Raw genomic sequence first — 22004 nt, forward strand, 5'->3', positions numbered from 1 at the left:
CTATTTTTGTACTTTAATTTTATAAATGAAACAAATAAATCTTCTTTTAGTAATTCTTATTGCGATTATAGCTTTGTTGCCAATCGTATTGCCAGATCGGTTTGATGAAGAAATCGAGTATGAGTTTGATGCGCCTGTGGGATTGGTTTATGATGAATTTTATAATCTTCGACAGTTTTCTAAATGGGAAAAATTTACGGCAGCTGATTCATTGACTATCAAAAAGTTTACGGATACACAAGATGATGATGAAATTTCGGTTACGTGGGATTCTGATGATGCAGCAATTGCTTCGGGAAAAATAACGATTGATAATTTTGCAGTGAATCGTTTCGTGAATTACACAATAAAATATGATGGTTGGGAAAAATTAGATAGTTTGAATGTGAAATTTGATCAAAATGAAAGTGGTAAAACAATCGCTAAATTAAATTATTTGAGCCAAGAGATTCCCTATTTTTACCGTTATTTCGCGTATTTCAAAAATCCAGAATCCAAGTTTCAAGAATCATTAGATAATTTAAACGAACAAGTTAAAATACGTTTAGATAAAGATAAAAAAGAAGGAAGACTAAATTATGGTGAATTCCGTATCACAGCATTAGGAAGAACGAATTTATTAGCGATTAAAAAACAAGCTAAACTTTCTGATAAAGTGATTATGGAAAAAGTAGATGAATCTTTCGAAACCATTTATAAAGCTTTAATCAACAAGGAAGAAGGGGGGTACGATTTCGATTTAGGTTTTCCTTATATCTATTTTACTGATTTTAATAAAGAAAAAGATCAGGTTACTTTTTTCTCAGGAATTCAATTAATAGAGGACTTACCTTTGCAAAAAGGAATGCAAAAAGTAGTTGTGCCTGAAGGTAATTATTTATTAACCTTGCATATAGGACCACGTTCTAAACGTCATCAAACAATTACGAAAATGAAAAATTACGCACAATCGAAAAAAATAGAATTAGGAAAACGACAATTAGAAGTGATGTTGAATGATCCAAAAGAAACAGATAGCTTAAAACTTGTTTCACGTATTTATATTCCGATTGTAAAATAATAAATTAGAAAGAATTAACAATTTTTAAAATAGACTAAGCCACAGAAATGTGGCTTTTTTTGTACTTTTGCAAATCTTACAAATAAACATGGACAAAGATTTTATTGAAGTTTACGGAGCTCGTGAACATAATCTAAAAAATATTGATGTTAAGATTCCTCGCAACGAGCTTGTGGTGATCACAGGATTAAGTGGAAGTGGGAAATCTTCGCTTGCTTTTGATACGATTTATGCAGAAGGTCAACGTCGTTATATTGAAACATTTTCGGCTTATGCACGTCAATTTTTAGGAGGATTGGAACGTCCAGATGTTGATAAAATTGATGGGTTGTCTCCTGTTATTGCAATTGAGCAAAAAACAACCAATAAGAATCCGCGTTCTACAGTAGGAACAATTACAGAAATTTATGATTTTCTTCGTTTATTATATGCAAGAGCGTCCACAGCTTATTCTGTTGAAACGAATGAAAAAATGGTGGCATACACAGATGATCAAATTATTGAACTGATTCGTGCGCAATATGAAGGAAAAAAAATAGCTATTCTGGCACCAATTGTTCGTTCTCGTAAAGGTCATTACCGTGAAGTTTTTGTGACTTATTCTAAAAAAGGTTTTCTCGAAATGCGCATTGATGGTACGTTACAAGATATTGCGCCAGGAATGATGTTAGATCGTTACAAAACACATGATATCGAGTTGTTGGTTGACAAAATGATTTTGAATGAGAAAGTGAATGATCAACGTTTACGCTCAAGTATCGATCATGCAATGCAACAAGGAAACGGAATTACAATGGTTTTGGATTACGAAACAAACGAATCTCGATTCTTTTCTCGTTCATTAATGTGTGCTAAAACAGGTGTTTCATATGCACTACCCGAACCCAATACTTTTTCGTTTAATTCACCAAAAGGAGCTTGTCCAACTTGTACTGGTTTAGGCGAATTGAAAGTAGTGAATCACGAAAAATTATTTCAAGATAAAGAGAAATCGTTGTTTGATAATTTAGAAGAATTATTTGAAGCCTTAAAAACTTCTTCTCGAATCGAAAAACAATTAGAGGCTATTTTTGTTAAATATAATGTCGATCAAAAAACAGCTTTCAAAAAATTACCGAAAGAATTAATTGACGATGTGATGAATGGTTTGAAAGAAACCTTAAACGTCGATTTGAAATTTGCTTCAGTCAAAAAAACATATAAAATAGATTTTGAGGGATTAAATGAATTTCTTACCGAAATCATGGAGGATAAGAATAATCCTTCTTCAAATTCGATCAGCAAAAAGTTTGGGAAAAAAGTAATTTGTCCTACTTGCGAAGGAAAGCGTCTTAAAAAAGAATCTCTTTTCTTTCGTATTGATGATAAAAATATTGGTGATGTTGCCGAAATGGATCTTAAATCTTTACAGAAATGGATTGAAGAAGCGCCAGCTTCTATGTCAGCTAATCAACAACAAATTGCGCATGAAATTCTGAAAGAAATTTATACACGTTTGTCATTTTTATTAGATGTCGGATTGGATTATTTGAGTTTGAATCGTTCGTCGAAAACTCTTTCTGGAGGAGAAGCGCAACGAATTCGTTTAGCAACTCAAATCGGTTCTCAGTTAGTCAATGTCTTGTATATTTTAGACGAACCAAGTATTGGTTTGCATCAACGTGATAATGTTCGTTTGATTGATTCTTTAAAAAAATTACGTGATATCGGAAATTCTGTTTTGGTTGTAGAGCATGATAAAGACATGATTTTAGAAGCTGATTATGTAATTGATGTTGGTCCTAAAGCTGGGAAAAATGGAGGTCAAATTGTCTGGCAAGGAGAACCTAAACAAATGTTGAAATCAAATACATTGACTTCAAAATATTTAAATAATCAATTACAAATAGAAGTTCCGAAAGAACGACGAAAAGGAAATGGAAACGACCTAAAACTTTTTGGTGCTTCAGGAAATAATCTAAAAAAAGTAAATCTTACTATTCCATTAGGTGAATTGGTTGTGGTTTCTGGAGTTTCTGGTAGTGGGAAATCTACGTTAATTAATGAAACGTTATATCGAATTTTGAATCATCATTTTTTCCGTGCAGAAAAAGATCCGATGCCTTACAAAAAAATTGAAGGTTTAGAACATTTAGACAAAGTAATCGAAGTGGATCAATCACCAATTGGTCGTACACCTCGTTCTAATCCTGCAACCTACACAGGAATTTTTTCTGATATTCGTTCGTTGTTCACCAATTTACCCGAAGCTAAAATTAGAGGGTACAAACCTGGACGTTTTTCGTTTAATGTAAAAGGTGGTCGTTGCGAAACTTGTCAGGGAGCAGGTTTGCGTGTGATAGAAATGAATTTTTTACCTGATATTCATGTCGAGTGTGAAACATGTAATGGTAAACGTTTTAATAGAGAAACCTTAGAGATACGTTACAAAGGAAAATCGATTTCGGATGTGTTGGAGATGACTGTAAATGAAGCCGTAGAATTCTTTGAAGCTATTCCGAAAATTTATCGTTATGTCAAAATGTTGCAAGATGTTGGTTTGGGGTATATCACACTTGGACAACAATCGACAACCTTGAGTGGAGGAGAAGCACAACGTGTAAAATTGGCGACAGAATTAGCAAAAAAACAAACCGGAAAAACAATTTATATTTTAGATGAACCAACAACAGGTTTACATTTTGAAGACGTAAATGTATTGATGAAAGTCATCAATAAAATTGTAGAATTTGGAAATACAGTAATCATTATCGAACATAATTTAGATGTCATAAAATTAGCCGATTATGTCATAGATATTGGTCCTGATGGTGGTGGAAAAGGTGGTAAAATTGTTGCCGAAGGAACACCAGAAGAAATTGCGAATAATCCGAAAAGCGTAACAGGAAAATTCTTGAAAAACGAATTGAAATAATAAAAATATAATTTACAATAAAAAATCCTTGTCAAAGCTTTAAATCTTGACAAGGATTTTACTTATTCAAACCTAATTAGAAGTTTCAAATTCTATCAGATAGTTTTTTAGAGGATAATTATTCATATTTCTAAAATTACTCGAAATTAGGATTTGATATTTTTTATTAGGTTCTAACTCTACTTGAATTGTCCAACTTTTATTATCATTTGACCAATATCTTTTCTTGAAATCACTTTTAGGAAATGCGACTTCGCCTAATTCACCATAATCTACTCCAGTATTAAATCCATTTAAAGGTTCAGAAAAATTGATTGTGATTTCTTTTGTTTTGGGATCAACATTTTTACTGTAATTGTTAAACTGTTTTATTTCAAGAACAGTAGGTCTTTTGCTTTCAAAATCTTTTTGAAGTTCTTCTAAAGATTTAGAAAAATAATTTGATTTAGTGACATAATCTTCAATAACAGTTTTGTTTGCATAATCTAACTCGATTAATTCTTTTATTGCATATTTTTTATTTTCAGCTTGATTGTAATAATTTTCAGCTATCTGATAACCTATATAATATCCCAAATCTCTCACGCCAAACTCGTTTGGAGAATCTCCCCAAAGCCATTTATATAAGTTATTCATATAAAACATTTCCTGTTCGAATCGCGCTCTTACTTTTTCATTATTATTTTTACCATAGGCAATAGCGGGAGCTGCGGACGGTACATTCATTGCTTTTGTAGAAACAAATTCTGCAATACCTTCGTAAATAACATAAGAAAGAAGATTGTCTACAAATGGCTTTTGTTGTGTATGAACATATTCATGTACATTTAATAATACCAAATCATTAATAGGCTCGCTATCAAAATATACACGTCTTGCGTTGCGTAGGTTTTTAGGAAATTCGTCTGTAACTGTATTTTTATCCGTCATGGCTAACTCACTTCCAATCAAAACACTTTTATCTTTTATTGTCCCATTTGTACGTAATGCTCCAATTGTAAAGTAAATATTAGCGGGTTTCAATTCAGGATAAATCAATCGAAGTTTTTTAATTCCTTTATTCAAATCTTTTGATATATTTTTAGATTTTAATGTGTTTTTTCGAACCGAATTCCAGAATTTAGGATAAGAATTAATTGCATTGATATAATCTTTTTCGGTATAATTTCTTGTTTCTCTAATTAATTTTAAACCTTCCGTACCTTTTGATAAATACTCATCATTCAAATATTTATATTGCAATACAGAATCTTTAGTTTGAGCTATTTTATCATATGCTATCCAAAAATTATCGACATCTGATGTGAAAACTTTTTGAGCATTTACAGAAAAGGAAAAGAAGAAATAAGCTGTAACAGATGAAAGTATAAAGTTTTTCATAAATAGTAATAAAAGTAATAAGTTACTAAGATAATTTATTTTCATTTGTAAACATTTAATTTTTAAATGTTTATTATAATTAAATTTTGTAAAAAACTGTTTATCTTTTTCCTATGAAAGAGGTTTTTCTACATTATATTTGGAATTCGAAGCAATTTTTATATCAAAATTTGCAAACTTTTCATGGTGATTTTATTGAAATTATCAAGGTTGGAAAACTGAATCATCATGCAGGACCAGATTTTTTGGAAGCAGAAATTATTATTGGTGATAAAGTATGGATTGGTAGTGTAGAAATGCATGTAAACTCGTCGGATTGGCTGACGCACCAACATTCAGATGATTTAGCGTACCAAAATGTGATTCTACATGTGGTTTGGAACCATGATTGTGAAGTGGATATTTTACGCCAACGAAATGTACAAACCTTGATTTTACAAGATTTTGTAAAACCTGAAATTGTTTTTAATTATCAAAATATTATTCATTCTAAATTGGATAAAATTTATTGCGAAGAATTTTTAAGTACACTTGATTTTAAACAATTTGATTTTTGGTTTGAACGAATTTTAATCGAACGATTCGAAGAGAAAACAACACATATTTTATACATTTTAGAGCAAAATAATTCGAATTGGGAAGAAACATTGTTCAAAAGTTTAGCTAAAAATTTTGGTTTAAAAGTGAATGTAGAAACGTTTGAATTGTGGTCAAATTCTTTTCCATTTAACGTGTTGCAAAAGATACAATTTGATGCGTTAAAAGTAGAGGCTTTATTTTTTGGACAAGCAGGTTTTTTGGAAGAAGATTATGAAAATGCATATTTTAATCAATTAAAAAAAGAATATAATTTTCTGAAAAATAAATATCAAATCCAAGCAATTGAAAATAGTTTATTTCGTTTTTCTAAAATGCGACCAATAGGCTTTCCTACTATTCGATTGGCGCAATTGGCCGCAATTTATACGCAATATTTAAGTTTATTTTCAGTAATTATTCAACCTAAAAATTTAAAAGAATTTTATAAAATTTTTGACAAACAAGAATTGAATTCTTTTTGGAACACACATTATACATTTAAAAACGAATCTAAATTTCAACTCAAAAATCTTTCAAAAGACAAAATAAATAATTTGTTGATTAATACAATTATCCCAATACGATATGCATTCGAGCGACAAAAAGATGAAGTTGAAATTGATTTTTACCTTGATTTGTTAAATGAAATGGATCCCGAAAATAATTCGATTTTGAATGAATTTGAACGCATTGGCTTTGAAAATAAAACCGCGAAAGATTCACAACAATTAATTCAACTCAAAAAAAGATATTGCTCCGAGAAAAAATGTTTAAATTGCGCTATCGGACAACAAATTTTACGTTAAATGAAAGATCAAATAAGAAATTTTGCAGAAAGAGAATGGTTTAATGTTATTTCGAGATTTGCAGATAAAATAGGTGTTCGTGTTGCTAAATTACGATTTATTTTTATCTATTTAGCTTTCGCGACTTTTGGTTTAGCGTTTGTTGGCTATTTTATGATGTTGTTCTTTTTTTGGGTAAAAGATTGTTTTATTATCAAACGAAAATCAGTCTTTGATTTGTAATTTGTTATTTACAAATATTTAAAACCTATAATTTATTTTATTCTTCTTAACTTGCTAAATATTTGAATGTTATATCATTTTTAATGATAATGTAAGGGTGTGATATATAATTTTTTTCATCTCTTTTCTGACTAAAATGAAATATTTGAAAAAGTCTACTTTTTATTTAAATAAATCACAGCGATTTGGGTTGTATTTGTTATTTGTATTGATTTTATTGTTTGAAATTTTTCAGCATATTTCAGTCCAAAAAGAAACTTATGAATTAACAGAAGCGGATAAAGTATTGTTGGCTAAATATCAAATATCTTCTAAGAATTATGCTTTTAATACAACTTCTGTAAATAAATTAAAAGATTCGCTAAAACCTTTTAATCCAAATGATTTGTCTTTGGAAGGTTGGATGAGTCTTGGGTTTTCTGAACGTCAAGCTGAGGTTATTATTAAATATAAAGGAATAGTTGGGGGTGAATTTACCTCAAAAGAGCAAATCAAAAAGTGTTATGTGATTGATGAAGAAAAGTACAGGGAACTATCTCCGTTTATTCTTTTACCTACACAATCTAAATCAAATTTTATTGATTATACATTTTCAAAAACTAAAGTTGTTTATAAGAATTTTAACCCGAATGATTTGCCTCAACAAGGTTGGGAAAAGCTTGGTTTTTCTCCAAAACAGGCTGAAACAATTATGAAATACAAACAAATTATTGGTGGAAAATTTACTTCAAAAGAACAAATTAGAAAATGTTTTGTGATTGATGATGAGAAATATGCAGAAATGAACGCTTATATTTTATTGCCTGAAAAATCAAAAGAAGACGAAAAATTATCAAGTAAACAAATTGGAAAAAATATTCAGTATATTAAATTTAATCCAAATAATTATTCGGAAAAAGATTGGCAAAAGTTAGGATTTTCGTCAAAACAAGCAATTTCTATTTTGAAATATAAAACCATTTTGGGTGGTCAGTTTAAAACCAAAGAGCAAATAAAAAAATGCTATATAATTTCGGATGAAAAGTATCAAGAAATGGAACCTTATATTGATTTACCAACTAATGTTGAATATAAAGCTGAATTACCAAAAGTAGAAAATAAAGTTGAAAAAATTGAGTTAACAGAAAAGTTTAATCCGAATAATTTGAATCATGAAGATTGGATAAAACTGGGCTTTACGGAACAACAAGTCAACACAATTTTAAAATTTAAACGTTCGTTAGGAGGTAAGTTTAAGGATGCAAAAACATTGAAAAAATGTTATGCGATTAGTGAAGAAAAGTTTAATGAGATTGAACCTTATTTAATTTTCGATTAGATATTCATTAAGAGTAAGTTGTTAATTAAAATAAACGCGTTGTAGGATTTCCTAAACGCGTTTATTGATTTTATAATTGAATACAAGATTAATAGTTAAACAATTCTTCTAATGTTAATTCTTTAACATCACCTAATTTTTGAACAGCATTCCAATCTAAGTTGTCTTTTTTACCGATTAAACCTACATTGAATTTCTGACCTTTGATGTGTTTTTGGAAAAATTGATCCAATTGATCTAATGTTAATTTAGATGTTTGCTCGTAAATATCTTTGTTGATATCATAGTTAAGACCTCTATCTTGTAAAGACAGCCAATAAAAGAATACATTTGCTTTTGTGTAGCGACTTGTAGCGATTTGCTTAAGCGCTGCTTGCTTCGAATTATTGAATTGATTTTCTGCTTTTGGCATATTATTCATTAACTCTTTCATAGCATCAACAGCTTGTGGTAATTTGTTTGCTTGTGTACCAATTACCGCTCTCACATAGTTGTAATTATCTTTTTTGTTCGCATTGATGTAAAAAGATCCAGCTGAATAAGCCAAAGATTTAGATTCGCGAATTTCTTGGAAAACAATAGATGATAAACCTCCACCAAAATATTCATTGAAAATTCCGGTTGATGTTAATAACGTTGGATCGTATTTAGAGTCGCGTGCAAAGAAATTAATTTCCGACTGTACCATGTCGTAAGGTGCAAAATATACTTTACCATCGGTCGCTGGTTGAGGATATATTTTTTTCTTTGGATAATCTAAATTCTTCCCGAAATTATGATTTTGTTCAATTGCTTTTTTCGTTTCAGCTTCATTATTTCCGTAGTAGAAAATTTGATGCTTGTAATTAAAGAAATCTTTAATGATTTGTGTTAATTCTTTCGGATCAATTGCTTTCAAATCTGCTTCAGAAATAATATCTCGCGAACGATTGTCTGGTCCATATTGAGCATACGTATTCAACATAGATGAAATCACATTTTTATTCTTTTTAGAATTTTCTCTTGATTTCAATATTTTATTTACATACTCTTGGTACGATTCATTAGTAGCAACAGCATCACTTAAAAGATGTTCGAATAATTTGATACCACTTGTTAAATTCTTTTGTAAACCTGTGATATAAACAGAAGTTCTCTCAGTTCCTGTATTCACACCATAATCAATTCCAATTTTGTAAAACTCTTTTTTTAAGTTTTCTGGTGAATATTTAGAAGTTCCTAAGTAGTTTAAATAATTAATCGCTAAACCAAGTTTCTTGTTATTATCAGATCCCATATCAGCGATGTAGTAAACAGAACTGATATCATTTGTTTTATTTTGGATTGAAGTAAACTTTGTATTGTTGATTTTTCCTTCCTTCAATTCTTTTTTGAAATCAACAAAAACTGGTTTAATCTCACTCGATTTGATGTTCATAAAGTCTTTGTACCAAGTAGATTCAGCATCACGATTTAATTGAATTGGTGTAATACCAGGATTCGATACACGAACTAAGTTTTTGTTTTCACCTTGACGTTTGTAAACAATTACATAATTATCAGTGTAATTTTTCTTCGCAAAATCCATTAATTCTTGCTTCGTAACACGACTCATTTCATCGTATTGATCCACAACTTTCGCCCAAGGAATGTCATTAATGTACGATTTGTATAAACTTGCAGCTAACGAACGTGAGTTTTCCCAACTTTTCATACGCGACTTTCTCAAATCATTCGTAACAGCCTCAATCATCCAATCATCGAATTCCCCTTTTTTAATTTTCTCGATTTGAGTGATTAATAAATCACGAACTTCTTCTAAATTTTGACCTTGTTTTGGTGATCCAGAAAAAGAATGCATTCCGTAATCTCTAAAGAAAGAAGAAGAACTACTTGCACCTAATGTTTTTTGTTGTTGATTGATATTTAAATCGATTAATCCTGCAGTAGAATTACTCAAAATGTAATCAATTAGCGTAACATATTTAGCATCAGAACTATTTGCACCATTAAAACGGTAAGCAAACTGTACACTCTCTGAAGATGGACTGAACACTTCACTTGTTACGATTGTTTTGATTGGCTCTTCTTTTGCTACATATTGTGTAGGAGCCGGTTTTGTAGCATAATTTCCGAAATATTTATCAATCATCGGAACAGCTGTATCAAAATCAAAATCTCCAATTAATAGAACTGCCATATTACTCGCAACATAATATTTATCAAAATAATTATGAATTGCCACCATTGAAGGATTCTTTAAATGCTCTGAAGTTCCAATTGTTGTTTGTGTTCCGTAATGCGATTTTGGGAACAATGTTTCCATCATTTTATAGAAAACTAAACGTCCGTCATTATCTTGCGAACGATTAAATTCTTCATAAACAGCTTCTAATTCTGTATGAAATAAACGTAAAACTAATTCGTTAAAACGTTCTGATTCTACTTTTAACCATTTTTCTAATTCGTTGTTCGGAATATTATTATGGTAAATTGTTTCCTCTAAAGAAGTGTGTGCATTTGTGCCTGAAGCTCCAAGCGATGAAATTAATTTATCGTACTCATTTGCTACAGCATATTTAGATGCTTCTTGCGAAACTTGATCGATTTTTTTATAAAGCTCGATTTTATTAGCTGGATCTTTTTCTGCTTTATGCTGCTCATATAAATCAGAAATTTGTTGGATCAAAGGTTGTTCTGCAGCCCAGTTTTGAGTTCCAATTTTCGAAGTTCCTTTAAAAACCATGTGTTCTAAATAATGAGCCAAACCAGTGTTGTCTTCTGGATCGTTGTTAGAACCTGTTTTTACAGCAATATGTGTTTGAATTCTTGGTTCGTCTTTTATTTGAGCTAAATAAATTTTTAAACCATTTTTTAAGGTATAGATTCTTGTATTAGAAGGATCATTTTCTACCATTTCGTAGGTATATCCTTTGTTGTCTGTTTTTTTCACAGTCTTTAATTGTGCATAAGTTAAAACGGAAGTAAACATAATTCCGCAAAATAGAAAAGATTTCCTCATGTGATAATTTTATATTTCTTAAAAATAAGATTTTTTTATTATCTACCATAAAGAAAAATATAATATGTTGATAATGATTTATTTTATAAGCCTAAATCCAATTAGTGTAAAAAAAATTCCAATGACAACACTTGATAAAATGTAAACAAGGGATGTCATTACGTTTTGTTGTTGAATTAAGTTGAAATTTTCATATGAAAAACTTGAAAAAGTAGTAAATCCTCCACAAAAACCGGTGATGAATAAAAAATTGAAATACGTATTTCCTATATTATTCTTAATTGAATAAGCGTACAAAATACCAATCAAAAAGCAACCAATACTATTTGTCAAAAATGTAGCCAACGGAAATGGTTGTGAATAATATTTTCCGATTCCGTATGAAATTAAAAATCTTGCAACACTACCAAAAGCGCCACCTAAACCAACAAATAGTATAGATTTTAAAAGATTCATTAAATTCTGTTTACAATTTTAATCAAAGCTAAATATAGTAAAATGATGAATGAAATAATTCCTAAAAAGAATAAACCTAATCCAAAATAAACAATTGTAATTGTTCCAATATTCCAACCGATTAAGTTGATTGAATAACCTATTAAAATCAGCGCTATTGAAATCAATAAAAATTTGAGATTATTTACTTTTTCTAAATTCATCATTTCTAAAGATGCGAAGCTAAAACAAGTTCAGCTTGACATCTGTATTTTATTTTGAGTATTAAATATAAAACTATTTTTCGATAAAATTCTTCACAGCAATTGCAACTTTTGCTCCGTCCATGGCGGCAGAAATAATTCCACCCGCATAACCTGCACCTTCAGCGCAAGGAAATAATCCTGCAACCTGCGTATGTTCTAAGGTTTCTTCATTTCTCGGAATACGAACAGGTGAAGAAGTTCTGGATTCTGTTGCCACAATATTTGCATTTTCGGTATAGTAACCATTCATTTTTTTACCAAATGTTTGGAAACCTAATTGTAATGATTGATGAACTTCTTTTGGTAAAACATCGCTTAATAATCCTGATGTTAAACCTGGTAAATATGAGCAGTCATTTAACGAATTTGATAATTTTCCTGAAACAAAATCAGTCATTCGTTGAGCAGGAGCTTTTAGTTTTCCTCCACCTGCTTGCCATGCTTTTTGTTCTACCATTTGTTGAAATTTCATTCCAGCCAAAGGTCCAGTAAATCCATATTTTGCAAAATCTTTTTCATCAACTGTTACAACCATTCCCGAATTAGCAAAAAAACCATCTCGTTTAGATGGCGACCAACCATTTACGACCAATTCTCCTTCATCTGTAGAAGCAGGCGCAATAATTCCACCAGGACACATACAAAAAGAGAAAACACCACGACCGGCTTCTTGCGAAACTAATGAATAGGATGCTGGGGGAAGTAATTCGTTGCGTTGATTTTCAATTGGACAATGGTATTGAGCAGAGTCAATCAAACTTTGATGATGTTCTACACGAACGCCTAATGCAAATGGTTTAGCTTCAATTAAAACATTCTTTTCATTCAACATATTGAAAATATCACGAGCCGAATGTCCTGTTGCTAAAATAAGCGATGATGTTTTAATTTTCTTATCGTGATTAATTTCAATTCCTTTAATTTGATTATTCTCGATAAGAATATCCGTTAGTTTTGTATCAAACCAAACCTCTCCACCACATTCGATAATTGCTTCGCGCATGTTGGCGATAATTCCTGGTAATTTATTGGTTCCGATATGAGGATGAGCTTCTTGTAAAATGCGTTCTGTTGCGCCAAAATGTACAAACCATTGTAGAGATTTCAGAATATTTCCACGTTTTGTAGAACGTGTATATAATTTTCCGTCCGAATAAGTTCCAGCTCCACCTTCACCATAACAATAGTTAGATTCAGGATTTACTTTTCCTTCCTTGTTCATTGCAGCTAAGTCGCGACGACGATCACGAACATTTTTTCCACGTTCGATGATGATAGGCTTTAAACCTTGCTCAATTAATTCTAATGCAGCAAATAATCCAGCTGGACCAGCACCAGCAATATAAACTTCGTGTTTATTCTCTACATTCTGAAGATTTGGATGAAACTCGAAAGCATCCGAAAAATCTTCATTGATAAAAACATTAACTTGTAATTGAGTGATAATATTTCGACTTCGCGCATCTAATGAGCGACGAATGATTTGATAAGCATTGATATTCTCGGGTTTAGTTTTAACGGCAGATGCTAAACGTTGTTTTAAAATATTTTCATTTGCTGCTTCTGCAGGAGAAATACGAATAGTTACATTTTGAGGCATAATTATTGACTAAAAAATAAAACACAAAATTAGTTGAAAAAGCGCTTAGTTGAATAGCTTTGTAACTGTTTTATAAAAAAAAATAATCAAAACGATAAATTATGATTAAAAAAACTTTACTCTTATTAGGAAGTTCAACCTTGTTAATGGCTTGTGCAGCGAATATAAATAATGAGAAAACAATCAATTTGGATACAGTCGAAAATGCCAAAACAATCAATTTAAATGTAGGAGATCAAATAAAATTAGAAGAGACTTCTAATCCTTCTACTGGATACGATTGGTTTACTACAGAACCTGATGGTTGTAGTGTAAAAATTGTTGATAAGTCGAATGTAAAAAAACAGCAAGAAGGAATGGTAGGCGTACCAAGTAAAAATGTATATACAGTGATAGCTGGTAGTAAAGGAGAGTGTACAATACAGTTTGATTACAAAAGAGGCTGGGAGAAAGATGCTCCATCCAATACAAAACAACTTACATTTAATGTAAAATAAGAAAAGCTCCAATAGAAGCTTTTCTTACTTATGATGAGATTAGTAATTAAATTCCTAATTTTTTCAATGTTTGTTTTTGAACACCGTTTTTGTGAACTAAAATATTTGTTGTTTTATACTGAACATAAGCTTTTGTTACATAAAGATATCCTTCGTAGTCGTTTGTTAATCCCCAAGAATTTTTAACGATGTAATAGTCTTTTCCGTTTTGATCTTTTGCAATTCCAACAATGTGCATTCCATGGTCATCAGTCGTTTGGTAATCATCGAAAGCCGCTTGACGCATGTCTTCTGTAATTACTTTTTCTGCTTTAGGACCTTTGAACATTTCTGCTTTTTGTGTTGAAGTCATATCAGCAAAATCAATTTCAGGAACATAAGCAATTCCATTTTTCCAGCTAAATCCTTTCTCAGAAACATCCGTCGCCCAAGCTACAGTAAATCCATTTTTTAAAGCATAATCAATATTATCCGTCATTTCTGTCATCGGAACATTGTAAAAAGCTTCGTATGCCCAGTTATCAGGAATCGCCAATACAAATGGTTTGTAATACGAATGCTCTTTGAACGATGTAATCGCAACATAATCGTTTGGATTAATTCCTACCACTTGATCTGCAAATGTACGCGGTGTATATTTTTTCCCGTTGTACGTAAATTCAGACGGATATGTTCCTAAATAACTATCTAAAACAGCTGTGTATGCTTTTTCCCAATTAGGAGTTAATTTTCCATTTGGATTAGAAACAACAGCTTTTAATACTCCTTCTTGTATGGCAGCCATTTCACCAAATTGGTTAATTTTTGTTCCGTAATTTAAGCCTGTGTAAACTTCTGTAGGAACAGCTCCATATTTTTTGATCGTGTTTAAAACATCAAAGAAAGATCCTCCATCTCCTAAAGTTGTAGCACCATGCATGCGTACATATTGTTTTCCTTTTTCAACGTATGTATTTCTTGCATTGAAAATAGAAGACAATTGAATAGGTTGTTTTCCCATTCTGATCATTTCTGATTCGAAGAAAGAATTTCCTGAATATGACCAACAAGTTCCTGAAGATCCTTGATTTTCTACTGGCGTTTTAGCTAAATTGATAACATCTGTAAATTGAAAAGCTTCTTTACTATTTTCACTAACATTTTTGTTTAAGGCATTAACTAAGTTGTCTTGTGCAGATACCAATTGAGCACTTGCAAGCATTACTGCTGAAGCGAAAATTGGATAAAAAATTTTACGCATTTTTAAAATTATTTTGTGTGAGTTTTTTATAAGTAGCTAATTTCACGAAAATGTTAACAATAAACCTATAAAAATTTAAAGTTTTTTTAATAAAACTTCTTAGTATCCATTCACACAATACATTTGTTAAGCTAAAACAACCTTGTTTGTAATCAACTGAGTCCTCGGGAAAGGTAAAACAGGCTTGTTTGTAATTAAATTTTGTTGATGAATATTATAAATAACTAAAACTGACTTAAAATTCCAAAATGGATTTTAGATTCTTTGAAATCGAAAGAGGTTTCGTCTGTTTTTCCTACGGCGTAACTCAAATTGAAAATACCCATTTTCGTTAAAAATGAAATTCCAGTTCCGAAACTTAACAAAGAGGTATTTAGGTTTGCACGTTTGTTATCAATAAAACCATAGTCAGCAAATAAACCAATGTAGAAAGCTTCACTTGGAACAAAACGATAATCGACATTCAGAAAACCATACATATTGGCGGTAATACTTTCTTCATTGAAGCCTCTAAAACTTCCAAAACCACCAATTCTATACAATTCGTTTTCAGAAAAATCATCGTCTTTCGTGAGTAAACCTCTAAATTCTGCACCAGTTTTGATGTAGTGTTTGTCAGTTAATTCGAATAAGCGAAAGGTCTTCAGCCCTATTTCAATTTGGTTTACCGTTTTATTATCAATTTCTTCTGTCCACGAAAAATTCTTTTCCTTTTTACGAATCGAATTTACCGCAACATCTAACATCGATTTTCCTTCCATCAAACGAAAAGGGTGTTTTAAAAAATAATTATAACTCAAACCAATTCCTGTTTTAGAATAATCATCATAGCTCGATTTTAGATACGAATCATCTTCTAATAAAAAGTTCGAAGTTTGCACCATTCCACTTACACCAATAGTTGAATTGAGGTTGAGTTGATAAAACAAGCGTTCCGAAAAATCTACATTTACAAAGACAGAATCTTGTTTGAAAAGTTTGAAATTAGTTTCAGAACCAATCGGAGATTTGAATAGATAAGGTACTTTAACACCGATATTTAGTGATGTGTTTTTGTTGGCAGTTCCAATCCAATTTAATCGAATTTCTTCTAAACTATTAAACACGTTATTCAACGAAAGTTGTACGTTTCCGTTTAATTTGAAATCACCATTATCATCTGTTCCAAAACCTAAAACACCATCAAAATAATTGGAACTAATCTTTTTCGGATACAAATATAAGATCGTAGAATCTGGTTTGAATAAGGTTTGTGGCTGTTGTACTTCTGCAATATAATTGGTTTGCTGCATTAAAGTAGAAATAGATGCTAATTTCTGTTCACTGTAAATTTCTCCATTTTTGATGTTAAGTCCATGACGCAAATAACCTTTTGATAATTTTTCATATTCAATTAATTTTACACCATCAATTGTTCGTTGCTTCCCTTTGTTTAATAGCAATTCTATTCGTTGCTCACTTTGTTGAAAACCATTTGGAACAAGTTTTATTTGTGCAAAGGGATAACCTTCATTAATGTTTGGCTTGGCCAATTTATTCAGAATAGAATCTAAATTATTGGTTGGAAAATAATCATTTTTATTCTCAAATAAATCATTGTTTTTCACCCAAATTGTTTGGTAGTTTTTCCCTTTGTTCAAATAGATTTTCTCATTTTTGATGGAATCAATCGTTAAAGTATAGTAACCATTTTTTTGAAGTGAGTCTAAAGAAGAATCGAGGTTTTTACTTTCAAAATCTTTTGTATATGATTTTGTTTCATCATTGTATCGATAAAATTGTAATTTTTTTTCTTGTGCAAACACAAGAATAGATGTGAATAAAAGAAAAATAATGTGAACAAAATATCGCATATTGTTTGTAATAACGTATAAATTAAAAGTTAAGTATTTGTTTTATTGATAAGTAATAGCTAAAATCTAAAAAAATCAGTTTATTTTTGGCTCAAATTTAAGATGAATGTTGAAATTATTTAAAATAACGGGGTACTTAGAAGCACTTTCTGCAATTATTTTATTCTTTATAGCCATGCCAATGAAATATATTTGGGATGACCCGACTTGGGTAACGCACGCAGGAAGAGTACACGGAGGACTTTTTATTGCTTATATTATATTGTTGTACATATTAAAGGAAAAATACAATTGGTCGATGAAAATTTTCTGGATCTTTTTTGTTGCAGCAATTATTCCAGGAGGAACAATTTGGGCAGAGAAAAAATTTATCGAAGGAAAAAAATACAAACAAATGTTAGCTGAACAAGAAATTTAGTTCGATACGTATTGAAAAATAATTAAAACCTTATCAAACCTTTATTTGATGAGGTTTTTTTTATGTGCAAATAAAAAGTTTAAAATAAAAAAGCCAAAGACTATAAATAATCTTTGGCTTTTGTTGAGCGGGAAACGAGACTCGAACTCGCAACATTCAGCTTGGAAGGCTGACGCTCTACCAATTGAGCTATTCCCGCATACATTATAAAAATCAAATTAAAAAAGTACCTCAGGCGGGACTTGAACCCGCACGTCCTAATGGACACAGGATTTTAAGTCCTGCGTGTCTACCAATTCCACCACCAAGGCAAAATTTGATTTTTTGAATCTAATATTTCAAAGAGCGGGAAACGAGACTCGAACTCGCAACATTCAGCTTGGAAGGCTGACGCTCTACCAATTGAGCTATTCCCGCGTTGTGAGTGCAAATATAAGGTCAATAAAACCACTTTTGCAAGTGTTTTTAGAATAAATTTTATAACTTTTTTCTAATAAATTAATTTTGAAACATTTGACTTGTTGATTTTTTTTTAGAAATTAGTTTAAAATATAATTTGAATGACATTTGAAGATTTATTTAACTTAATTGAGCGAAATAATTTCAAATCAAAAAATGATTTTATTGTAGCTGTAAAACTTTTTGATGCCGAAAATGATTGGTCAGAACCTTCAACAACTTTAGAAGAATTTATAGGTAAACTTGAATATGAAATAGGAGAGGAAATTTTTTATCATCGTTTAATTTCTAAATTAGAAACCTATTCTTTAACAAATGATGCATGGAAAGTTGAGAGTTTGATGTCTATAAAAGATATTGTAGACCTTGATTTGAATAAAAGTTTGAGAACAATTGTTAATGAGTTTGTAGCGAATAATGAAACAATTTAAAATTATGAAGTTGCTTTTCGTATTCCTGTTTGCTTACGTAGCATTTAGTTGTAAACAATCTGTGATAGAAACAAAAGTGAGTAAAGAGTTAGATTACGAGTTGAAAATTGCATCAAACCAAAAAGCTTTGTTGATTTTATTTCCTTGTTTTCCTTGTGATATAGAACATACAAAACAAGAAGCGAAATTTATAAAACATATAGACCAGCAAGGAATTACGACTTTGTTATTTAATTTTAACCAAAAATTATATTTATCCGATCAGGAGAAAAAAAATATAATAACTCGACTGATTGATATATTAAATCAACATCAATTAAATAAAGTTAACCTTTATATAGGAGGATTTTCGAGTGGAGGGAATGTAGCAATGTTGATAGGAAATGAACTGATGAAAGAACAAAATAGTATCCAGCCTAAAGGTGTTTTTGTAGTCGATTCTCCAATTGATTTAGAAGAATTATATAAAAGTGCAAAAAAGGATATTGAAGAGAATGTAAGTAAAGCTGCGGTAGAAGAAGGCAAATTTTTAATCGAGCTTTTTAATAAAGAATTAGGTGCTCCAGAAGATTCGATTCAGAACTACGAGTATTATTCACCCTATTTAATGTCTAAAAATTCTAATAAGAATATTCAATTTTTAAAAAATATTAAGATAAGATTATATTGTGAGCCAGATATAGAGTGGCAAAGTTCGAATAGAAATAGAACTTATGAAGATTTGAATGCTTTTAAATTAAAAAAAATGGCTTCGCATTTGAAAGCAATTGGAGCGAAGAGTGTAGAGTTTATTGAAACGGAGAATAGAGGCTTTAGAGCAAATGGTCAGAAACATCCGCATTCTTGGAATATAGTAGAGAAGGAAAGTTTAGTTGATTGGATGTTGAATTAGTCTACATTTTTCTCATTATAAAATCTTCCTCATTTGTTTCACCTAAATTAAACTGAAAAATTTCACCGTAATTTACAGGGATTTTGAATGCATTTTTAATTGGTATTTGCAACAAATAACACCATATTAATCGAATTACTCCGCCATGAGCAACAATTAATATTTTTTGAAGTTTGGTATTTCTTAAGTCGTTCATAAAATCAGAGATGCGTAAAAACATTTCGTACATCGATTCGCCATTTGGAGTTGGTATCGTTACAAAATCATCGTACCATGGATTGATTTCTTCCGAAGGAATTTCGTTCCAAGGTTTCATTTCCCAGTCTCCAAAATTGAATTCTTTCAATCGATTATCTAAAATAATTTCTGTAGAAAAAGTGTAGGCTAATTGTTGACAACGATTCAATGGACTCGAAAAAATAGTATCAAAATCGTGATCGATTTTAGCATGTATTTCTTTTACTTCGTCTAAAAACGTGTCTGTCAAATCGACATCGGTTTGTCCGTAACAAACCGATGAAGGGATTTTGACTTTTGTATGTCGTATTACAAAAATTTGCATATAATCAGTATTCCTAAATAAAATAAAACTTCGGTAACTTGTTGTACAGTTCCCAAACAATCGCCTGTATAACCGCCTATATATTTCTTAAAATACCAACCCAAATAGACTTTACCTATATAACAAAGTGGTAAAATCAACAAGAATTTCCATTCGCCAAAAACTATAAAAGGAAGTAAACAAAATAGAAAACTTATGAGCAAGTTTTTAATCGGTAAAGCTTTACTCGCCATTGGTTTTGATTTGCTTTTGTCAATATCGGTGACATATTCGTGGGTGTAAATCATCATTCCAGAAAAAAAACGACTTACCGAATGTGCAGCAATTAAAGTGAAAATAATCAACCAAAAATTATCTTCTGCAATGTGTTTCAGAGAGGTGAATTTTAATAACAATAACAAGATTGCACCGATAACTCCATAAGCTCCAATTCGGCTATCTTTCATAATTGTCATAATTTTTTCTTTACCATAACCTCCTCCAAAACTATCGCAGACATCAGTAAAACCATCTTCGTGAAAAGCACCAGTCAACAAAATACTTGTAATCATGGTGATAATAATTGCAATATCAACAGGTAAAATAAATTGACAAACACTATAAATAATTGCATTAAAACAACCAACCAATAAGCCAACCGCAGCATAATATTTTTGCGATTGATTCATAATTTCGTTGCTGTAAGGAATCTTGAATGGAATTGGAATTCGAGTAAAAAACATCAATGCCGTTAGGAAATAAGTAATTTCTTTTTTTAGCATTCCACTTCAGTTTCTTTATTACTGACACCAGCAGATTCAAAACTTGCCATATCATTAAAGAAATTTACTGCACTTTTAATAATTGGATAAGCCAAAGCACAACCTGTTCCTTCTCCTACGCGTAAATTGATTTTCAAGATAGGTTCTTCGTTGAAATAATTTAATAGATAACGATGTCCAATTTCATCACTTTGATGACAAAAAATAGCGTTTTTCAAAATTTCAGGTTTCAATTTCGATGCGACTAAAATTGCAGCTGAAGCAATATAACCATCTATCATCAACAGCATATTATGTTCATAAGCAGCGAGCATTGCACCTGTCATTTGCGCGACTTCAAAACCTCCGAAAGTTGCTAAAATTTGTTTCGGATCATTTATTTCACCTTGATTTTCCTTTGCTTGAGTCAGAATATTAATCTTATTTTGTAATTGTTCATCATTCAAGCCTGTACCTCGGCCAACACATTGTTCAAGTGGAAGTTGAGTTAAATAGTGAATAATCATTGATGCAGATGAAGTGTTTCCAATTCCCATTTCCCCAAAACCAATAATATTCGTTCCGTTTTGAGCGATTTCATCAACAATTTTCTTCGAATGATCAAAGCATTGTTGCAATTCTTCTGCATTCATTGCAGGTTCGTACAAAAAGTTTTTGGTTGATTTTGCAATTTTGCAATTTTTCAGAACCGAATAATCTTCAAAATTATAATTGACTCCTGCATCAACAATTGTTAAATCGATTTCATTTTGATTACAAAAAACATTAATAGCAGCCCCATTATTTAGGAAATTAATAACCATTTGCGGTGTAACCTCCGCAGGATAAGCACTTACGCCAGATTGTGAAATACCATGATCGCTTGCGAAAACAATTAGATGTGGATTAACTAATTCTAAATGATTTTTTTGTTGAACTAAACCAATCTTCAAAGCGATTTTTTCTAATAAACCTAAAGCTCCAAGAGGTTTTGTTTTAAGGTCAATAAGGTGTTGAATTTCTTCTTTTAGCATGTTTTTATAAACTAAGTTTTAATAAAAATGCTTTCGAAATCAAGTGCAATCAATTCAACAAAAACCGAGATTATTGTAGTTTTGATTGAGCTTCAATCGCGAAAGCATCATCTAAAAAGTGGTCTGGCTTATAGTGTTCACTACTTACAGTTGCGCGACAGCTCGAGATTTGCACTCGATTCCCTTTTGTGCAACTAATGTAAGAAAATAATTATGATTTGAAAAAATTAAACTTTTTTAAAATTAATTGATTACAAAAATTTATAATTATGTAATATATTTAACCACCTCTACTTA

At 30.8% G+C, this 22004-nt stretch carries 19 protein-coding genes, 3 tRNA genes and 1 riboswitch; of the genes, 9 read left to right on the forward strand and 13 right to left on the reverse strand.

What is annotated here, in order from left to right; translation table 11 throughout:
* The first annotated feature begins 25 nt into the window (after positions 1–25).
* Positions 26–1060, forward strand: coding sequence for a GyrI-like domain-containing protein (locus NZD85_RS12560; RefSeq protein ID WP_260542112.1), 1035 nt, complete (start codon positions 26–28; stop codon positions 1058–1060).
* A gap of 88 nt (positions 1061–1148) precedes the next feature.
* The gene (uvrA, locus tag NZD85_RS12565; RefSeq protein ID WP_260542114.1) at positions 1149–3974 is read left to right on the forward strand and encodes an excinuclease ABC subunit UvrA; all 2826 of its coding nucleotides are present in this window, start codon (positions 1149–1151) and stop codon (positions 3972–3974) included.
* A gap of 72 nt (positions 3975–4046) precedes the next feature.
* On the opposite strand, the gene NZD85_RS12570 is transcribed toward uvrA, so the two are convergent.
* Positions 4047–5399: a gliding motility protein GldB-related protein gene (locus NZD85_RS12570; RefSeq protein ID WP_260542116.1), complete on the reverse strand. Its 1353-nt coding sequence runs from the start codon at positions 5397–5399 to the stop codon at positions 4047–4049.
* Positions 5400–5524: 125 nt separating this feature from the next.
* Here NZD85_RS12570 and NZD85_RS12575 point away from each other — a divergent pair, with 125 nt between their 5' ends.
* The 3 genes from NZD85_RS12575 to NZD85_RS12585 all read left to right on the forward strand — a co-directional run bounded on the left by NZD85_RS12575 (position 5525) and on the right by NZD85_RS12585 (position 8279).
* Positions 5525–6739 carry a DUF2851 family protein gene (locus tag NZD85_RS12575; protein ID WP_260542118.1) on the forward strand — a complete coding sequence of 405 codons (1215 nt, stop codon included), beginning with the start codon at positions 5525–5527 and terminating at the stop codon, positions 6737–6739.
* Positions 6740–6961: a PspC family transcriptional regulator gene (locus NZD85_RS12580; RefSeq protein WP_171621958.1), complete on the forward strand. Its 222-nt coding sequence runs from the start codon at positions 6740–6742 to the stop codon at positions 6959–6961.
* Positions 6962–7097: 136 nt separating this feature from the next.
* Positions 7098–8279 (forward strand): helix-hairpin-helix domain-containing protein, encoded by a 1182-nt coding sequence (locus NZD85_RS12585; RefSeq protein ID WP_260542122.1) that lies wholly within the window; start codon positions 7098–7100, stop codon positions 8277–8279.
* Between the two features lie 88 nt (positions 8280–8367).
* On the opposite strand, the gene NZD85_RS12590 is transcribed toward NZD85_RS12585, so the two are convergent.
* From NZD85_RS12590 to NZD85_RS12605, 4 genes are all read right to left on the reverse strand, one after another.
* Positions 8368–11280 carry a M16 family metallopeptidase gene (locus tag NZD85_RS12590; protein WP_260542124.1) on the reverse strand — a complete coding sequence of 971 codons (2913 nt, stop codon included), beginning with the start codon at positions 11278–11280 and terminating at the stop codon, positions 8368–8370.
* Between the two features lie 78 nt (positions 11281–11358).
* Positions 11359–11736, reverse strand: a complete 378-nt coding sequence (gene crcB / locus NZD85_RS12595; protein ID WP_225541155.1) for a fluoride efflux transporter CrcB — start codon at positions 11734–11736, stop codon at positions 11359–11361.
* Positions 11736–11942 (reverse strand): hypothetical protein, encoded by a 207-nt coding sequence (locus NZD85_RS12600; protein ID WP_221411925.1) that lies wholly within the window; start codon positions 11940–11942, stop codon positions 11736–11738. The genes crcB and NZD85_RS12600 overlap by 1 nt, the downstream gene beginning before the upstream one ends.
* 70 nt (positions 11943–12012) lie before the next feature.
* Positions 12013–13581: an NAD(P)/FAD-dependent oxidoreductase gene (locus NZD85_RS12605; RefSeq protein ID WP_260542128.1), complete on the reverse strand. Its 1569-nt coding sequence runs from the start codon at positions 13579–13581 to the stop codon at positions 12013–12015.
* A 101-nt stretch (positions 13582–13682) separates the two neighbouring features.
* Between NZD85_RS12605 and NZD85_RS12610 the strand changes: the two genes are divergently transcribed.
* On the forward strand, positions 13683–14078 hold the full coding sequence (locus NZD85_RS12610) for a protease inhibitor I42 family protein (RefSeq protein ID WP_260542130.1): 396 nt from the start codon (positions 13683–13685) through the stop codon (positions 14076–14078).
* 46 nt (positions 14079–14124) lie between these two features.
* On the opposite strand, the gene NZD85_RS12615 is transcribed toward NZD85_RS12610, so the two are convergent.
* Complete coding sequence (locus NZD85_RS12615) at positions 14125–15318, reverse strand: C1 family peptidase (protein ID WP_260542132.1); 1194 nt, start codon at positions 15316–15318, stop codon at positions 14125–14127.
* A gap of 224 nt (positions 15319–15542) precedes the next feature.
* A complete protein-coding gene (locus tag NZD85_RS12620; protein ID WP_260542134.1) occupies positions 15543–17123 on the reverse strand; it encodes a BamA/TamA family outer membrane protein in 1581 nt (526 codons plus the stop codon).
* Positions 17124–17277: 154 nt separating this feature from the next.
* Between NZD85_RS12620 and NZD85_RS12625 the strand changes: the two genes are divergently transcribed.
* Positions 17278–17589 (forward strand): DUF3817 domain-containing protein, encoded by a 312-nt coding sequence (locus tag NZD85_RS12625; RefSeq protein WP_171621968.1) that lies wholly within the window; start codon positions 17278–17280, stop codon positions 17587–17589.
* 126 nt (positions 17590–17715) lie between these two features.
* Here the strand turns inward: NZD85_RS12625 and NZD85_RS12630 are convergent.
* From NZD85_RS12630 to NZD85_RS12640, 3 genes are all read right to left on the reverse strand, one after another.
* Positions 17716–17788: transfer RNA gene (locus NZD85_RS12630), tRNA-Gly, on the reverse strand.
* 28 nt (positions 17789–17816) lie between these two features.
* Positions 17817–17900: transfer RNA gene (locus NZD85_RS12635), tRNA-Leu, on the reverse strand.
* 33 nt (positions 17901–17933) lie between these two features.
* Positions 17934–18006, reverse strand: a tRNA-Gly gene (locus NZD85_RS12640).
* Between the two features lie 143 nt (positions 18007–18149).
* Here NZD85_RS12640 and NZD85_RS12645 point away from each other — a divergent pair.
* Both NZD85_RS12645 and NZD85_RS12650 read left to right on the forward strand, forming a co-directional pair.
* Complete coding sequence (locus NZD85_RS12645) at positions 18150–18479, forward strand: hypothetical protein (RefSeq protein ID WP_171621969.1); 330 nt, start codon at positions 18150–18152, stop codon at positions 18477–18479.
* Positions 18480–18483: 4 nt separating this feature from the next.
* Positions 18484–19371, forward strand: coding sequence for a thioesterase domain-containing protein (locus tag NZD85_RS12650; RefSeq protein ID WP_171621970.1), 888 nt, complete (start codon positions 18484–18486; stop codon positions 19369–19371).
* Between the two features lies 1 nt (position 19372).
* Here the strand turns inward: NZD85_RS12650 and cobC are convergent, their stop codons facing one another.
* From cobC to cobT, 3 genes are read right to left on the reverse strand one after another with little or no spacing between them, the layout of a single operon-like run.
* Complete coding sequence (cobC, locus tag NZD85_RS12655) at positions 19373–19933, reverse strand: alpha-ribazole phosphatase (RefSeq protein ID WP_171621971.1); 561 nt, start codon at positions 19931–19933, stop codon at positions 19373–19375.
* On the reverse strand, positions 19918–20694 hold the full coding sequence (locus tag NZD85_RS12660; RefSeq protein ID WP_171621972.1) for an adenosylcobinamide-GDP ribazoletransferase: 777 nt from the start codon (positions 20692–20694) through the stop codon (positions 19918–19920). The genes cobC and NZD85_RS12660 overlap by 16 nt, the downstream gene beginning before the upstream one ends.
* Complete coding sequence (gene cobT / locus NZD85_RS12665; protein ID WP_260542139.1) at positions 20688–21707, reverse strand: nicotinate-nucleotide--dimethylbenzimidazole phosphoribosyltransferase; 1020 nt, start codon at positions 21705–21707, stop codon at positions 20688–20690. Before cobT ends, NZD85_RS12660 begins: the two co-directional genes overlap by 7 nt.
* A 98-nt stretch (positions 21708–21805) precedes the next feature.
* Positions 21806–21925, reverse strand: a riboswitch (cobalamin riboswitch).
* Between the last annotated feature and the right edge of the window lie 79 nt (positions 21926–22004).

Origin of the sequence: Empedobacter stercoris (assembly GCF_025244765.1) — a bacterium.
GTDB lineage: Bacteria > Bacteroidota > Bacteroidia > Flavobacteriales > Weeksellaceae > Empedobacter > Empedobacter stercoris.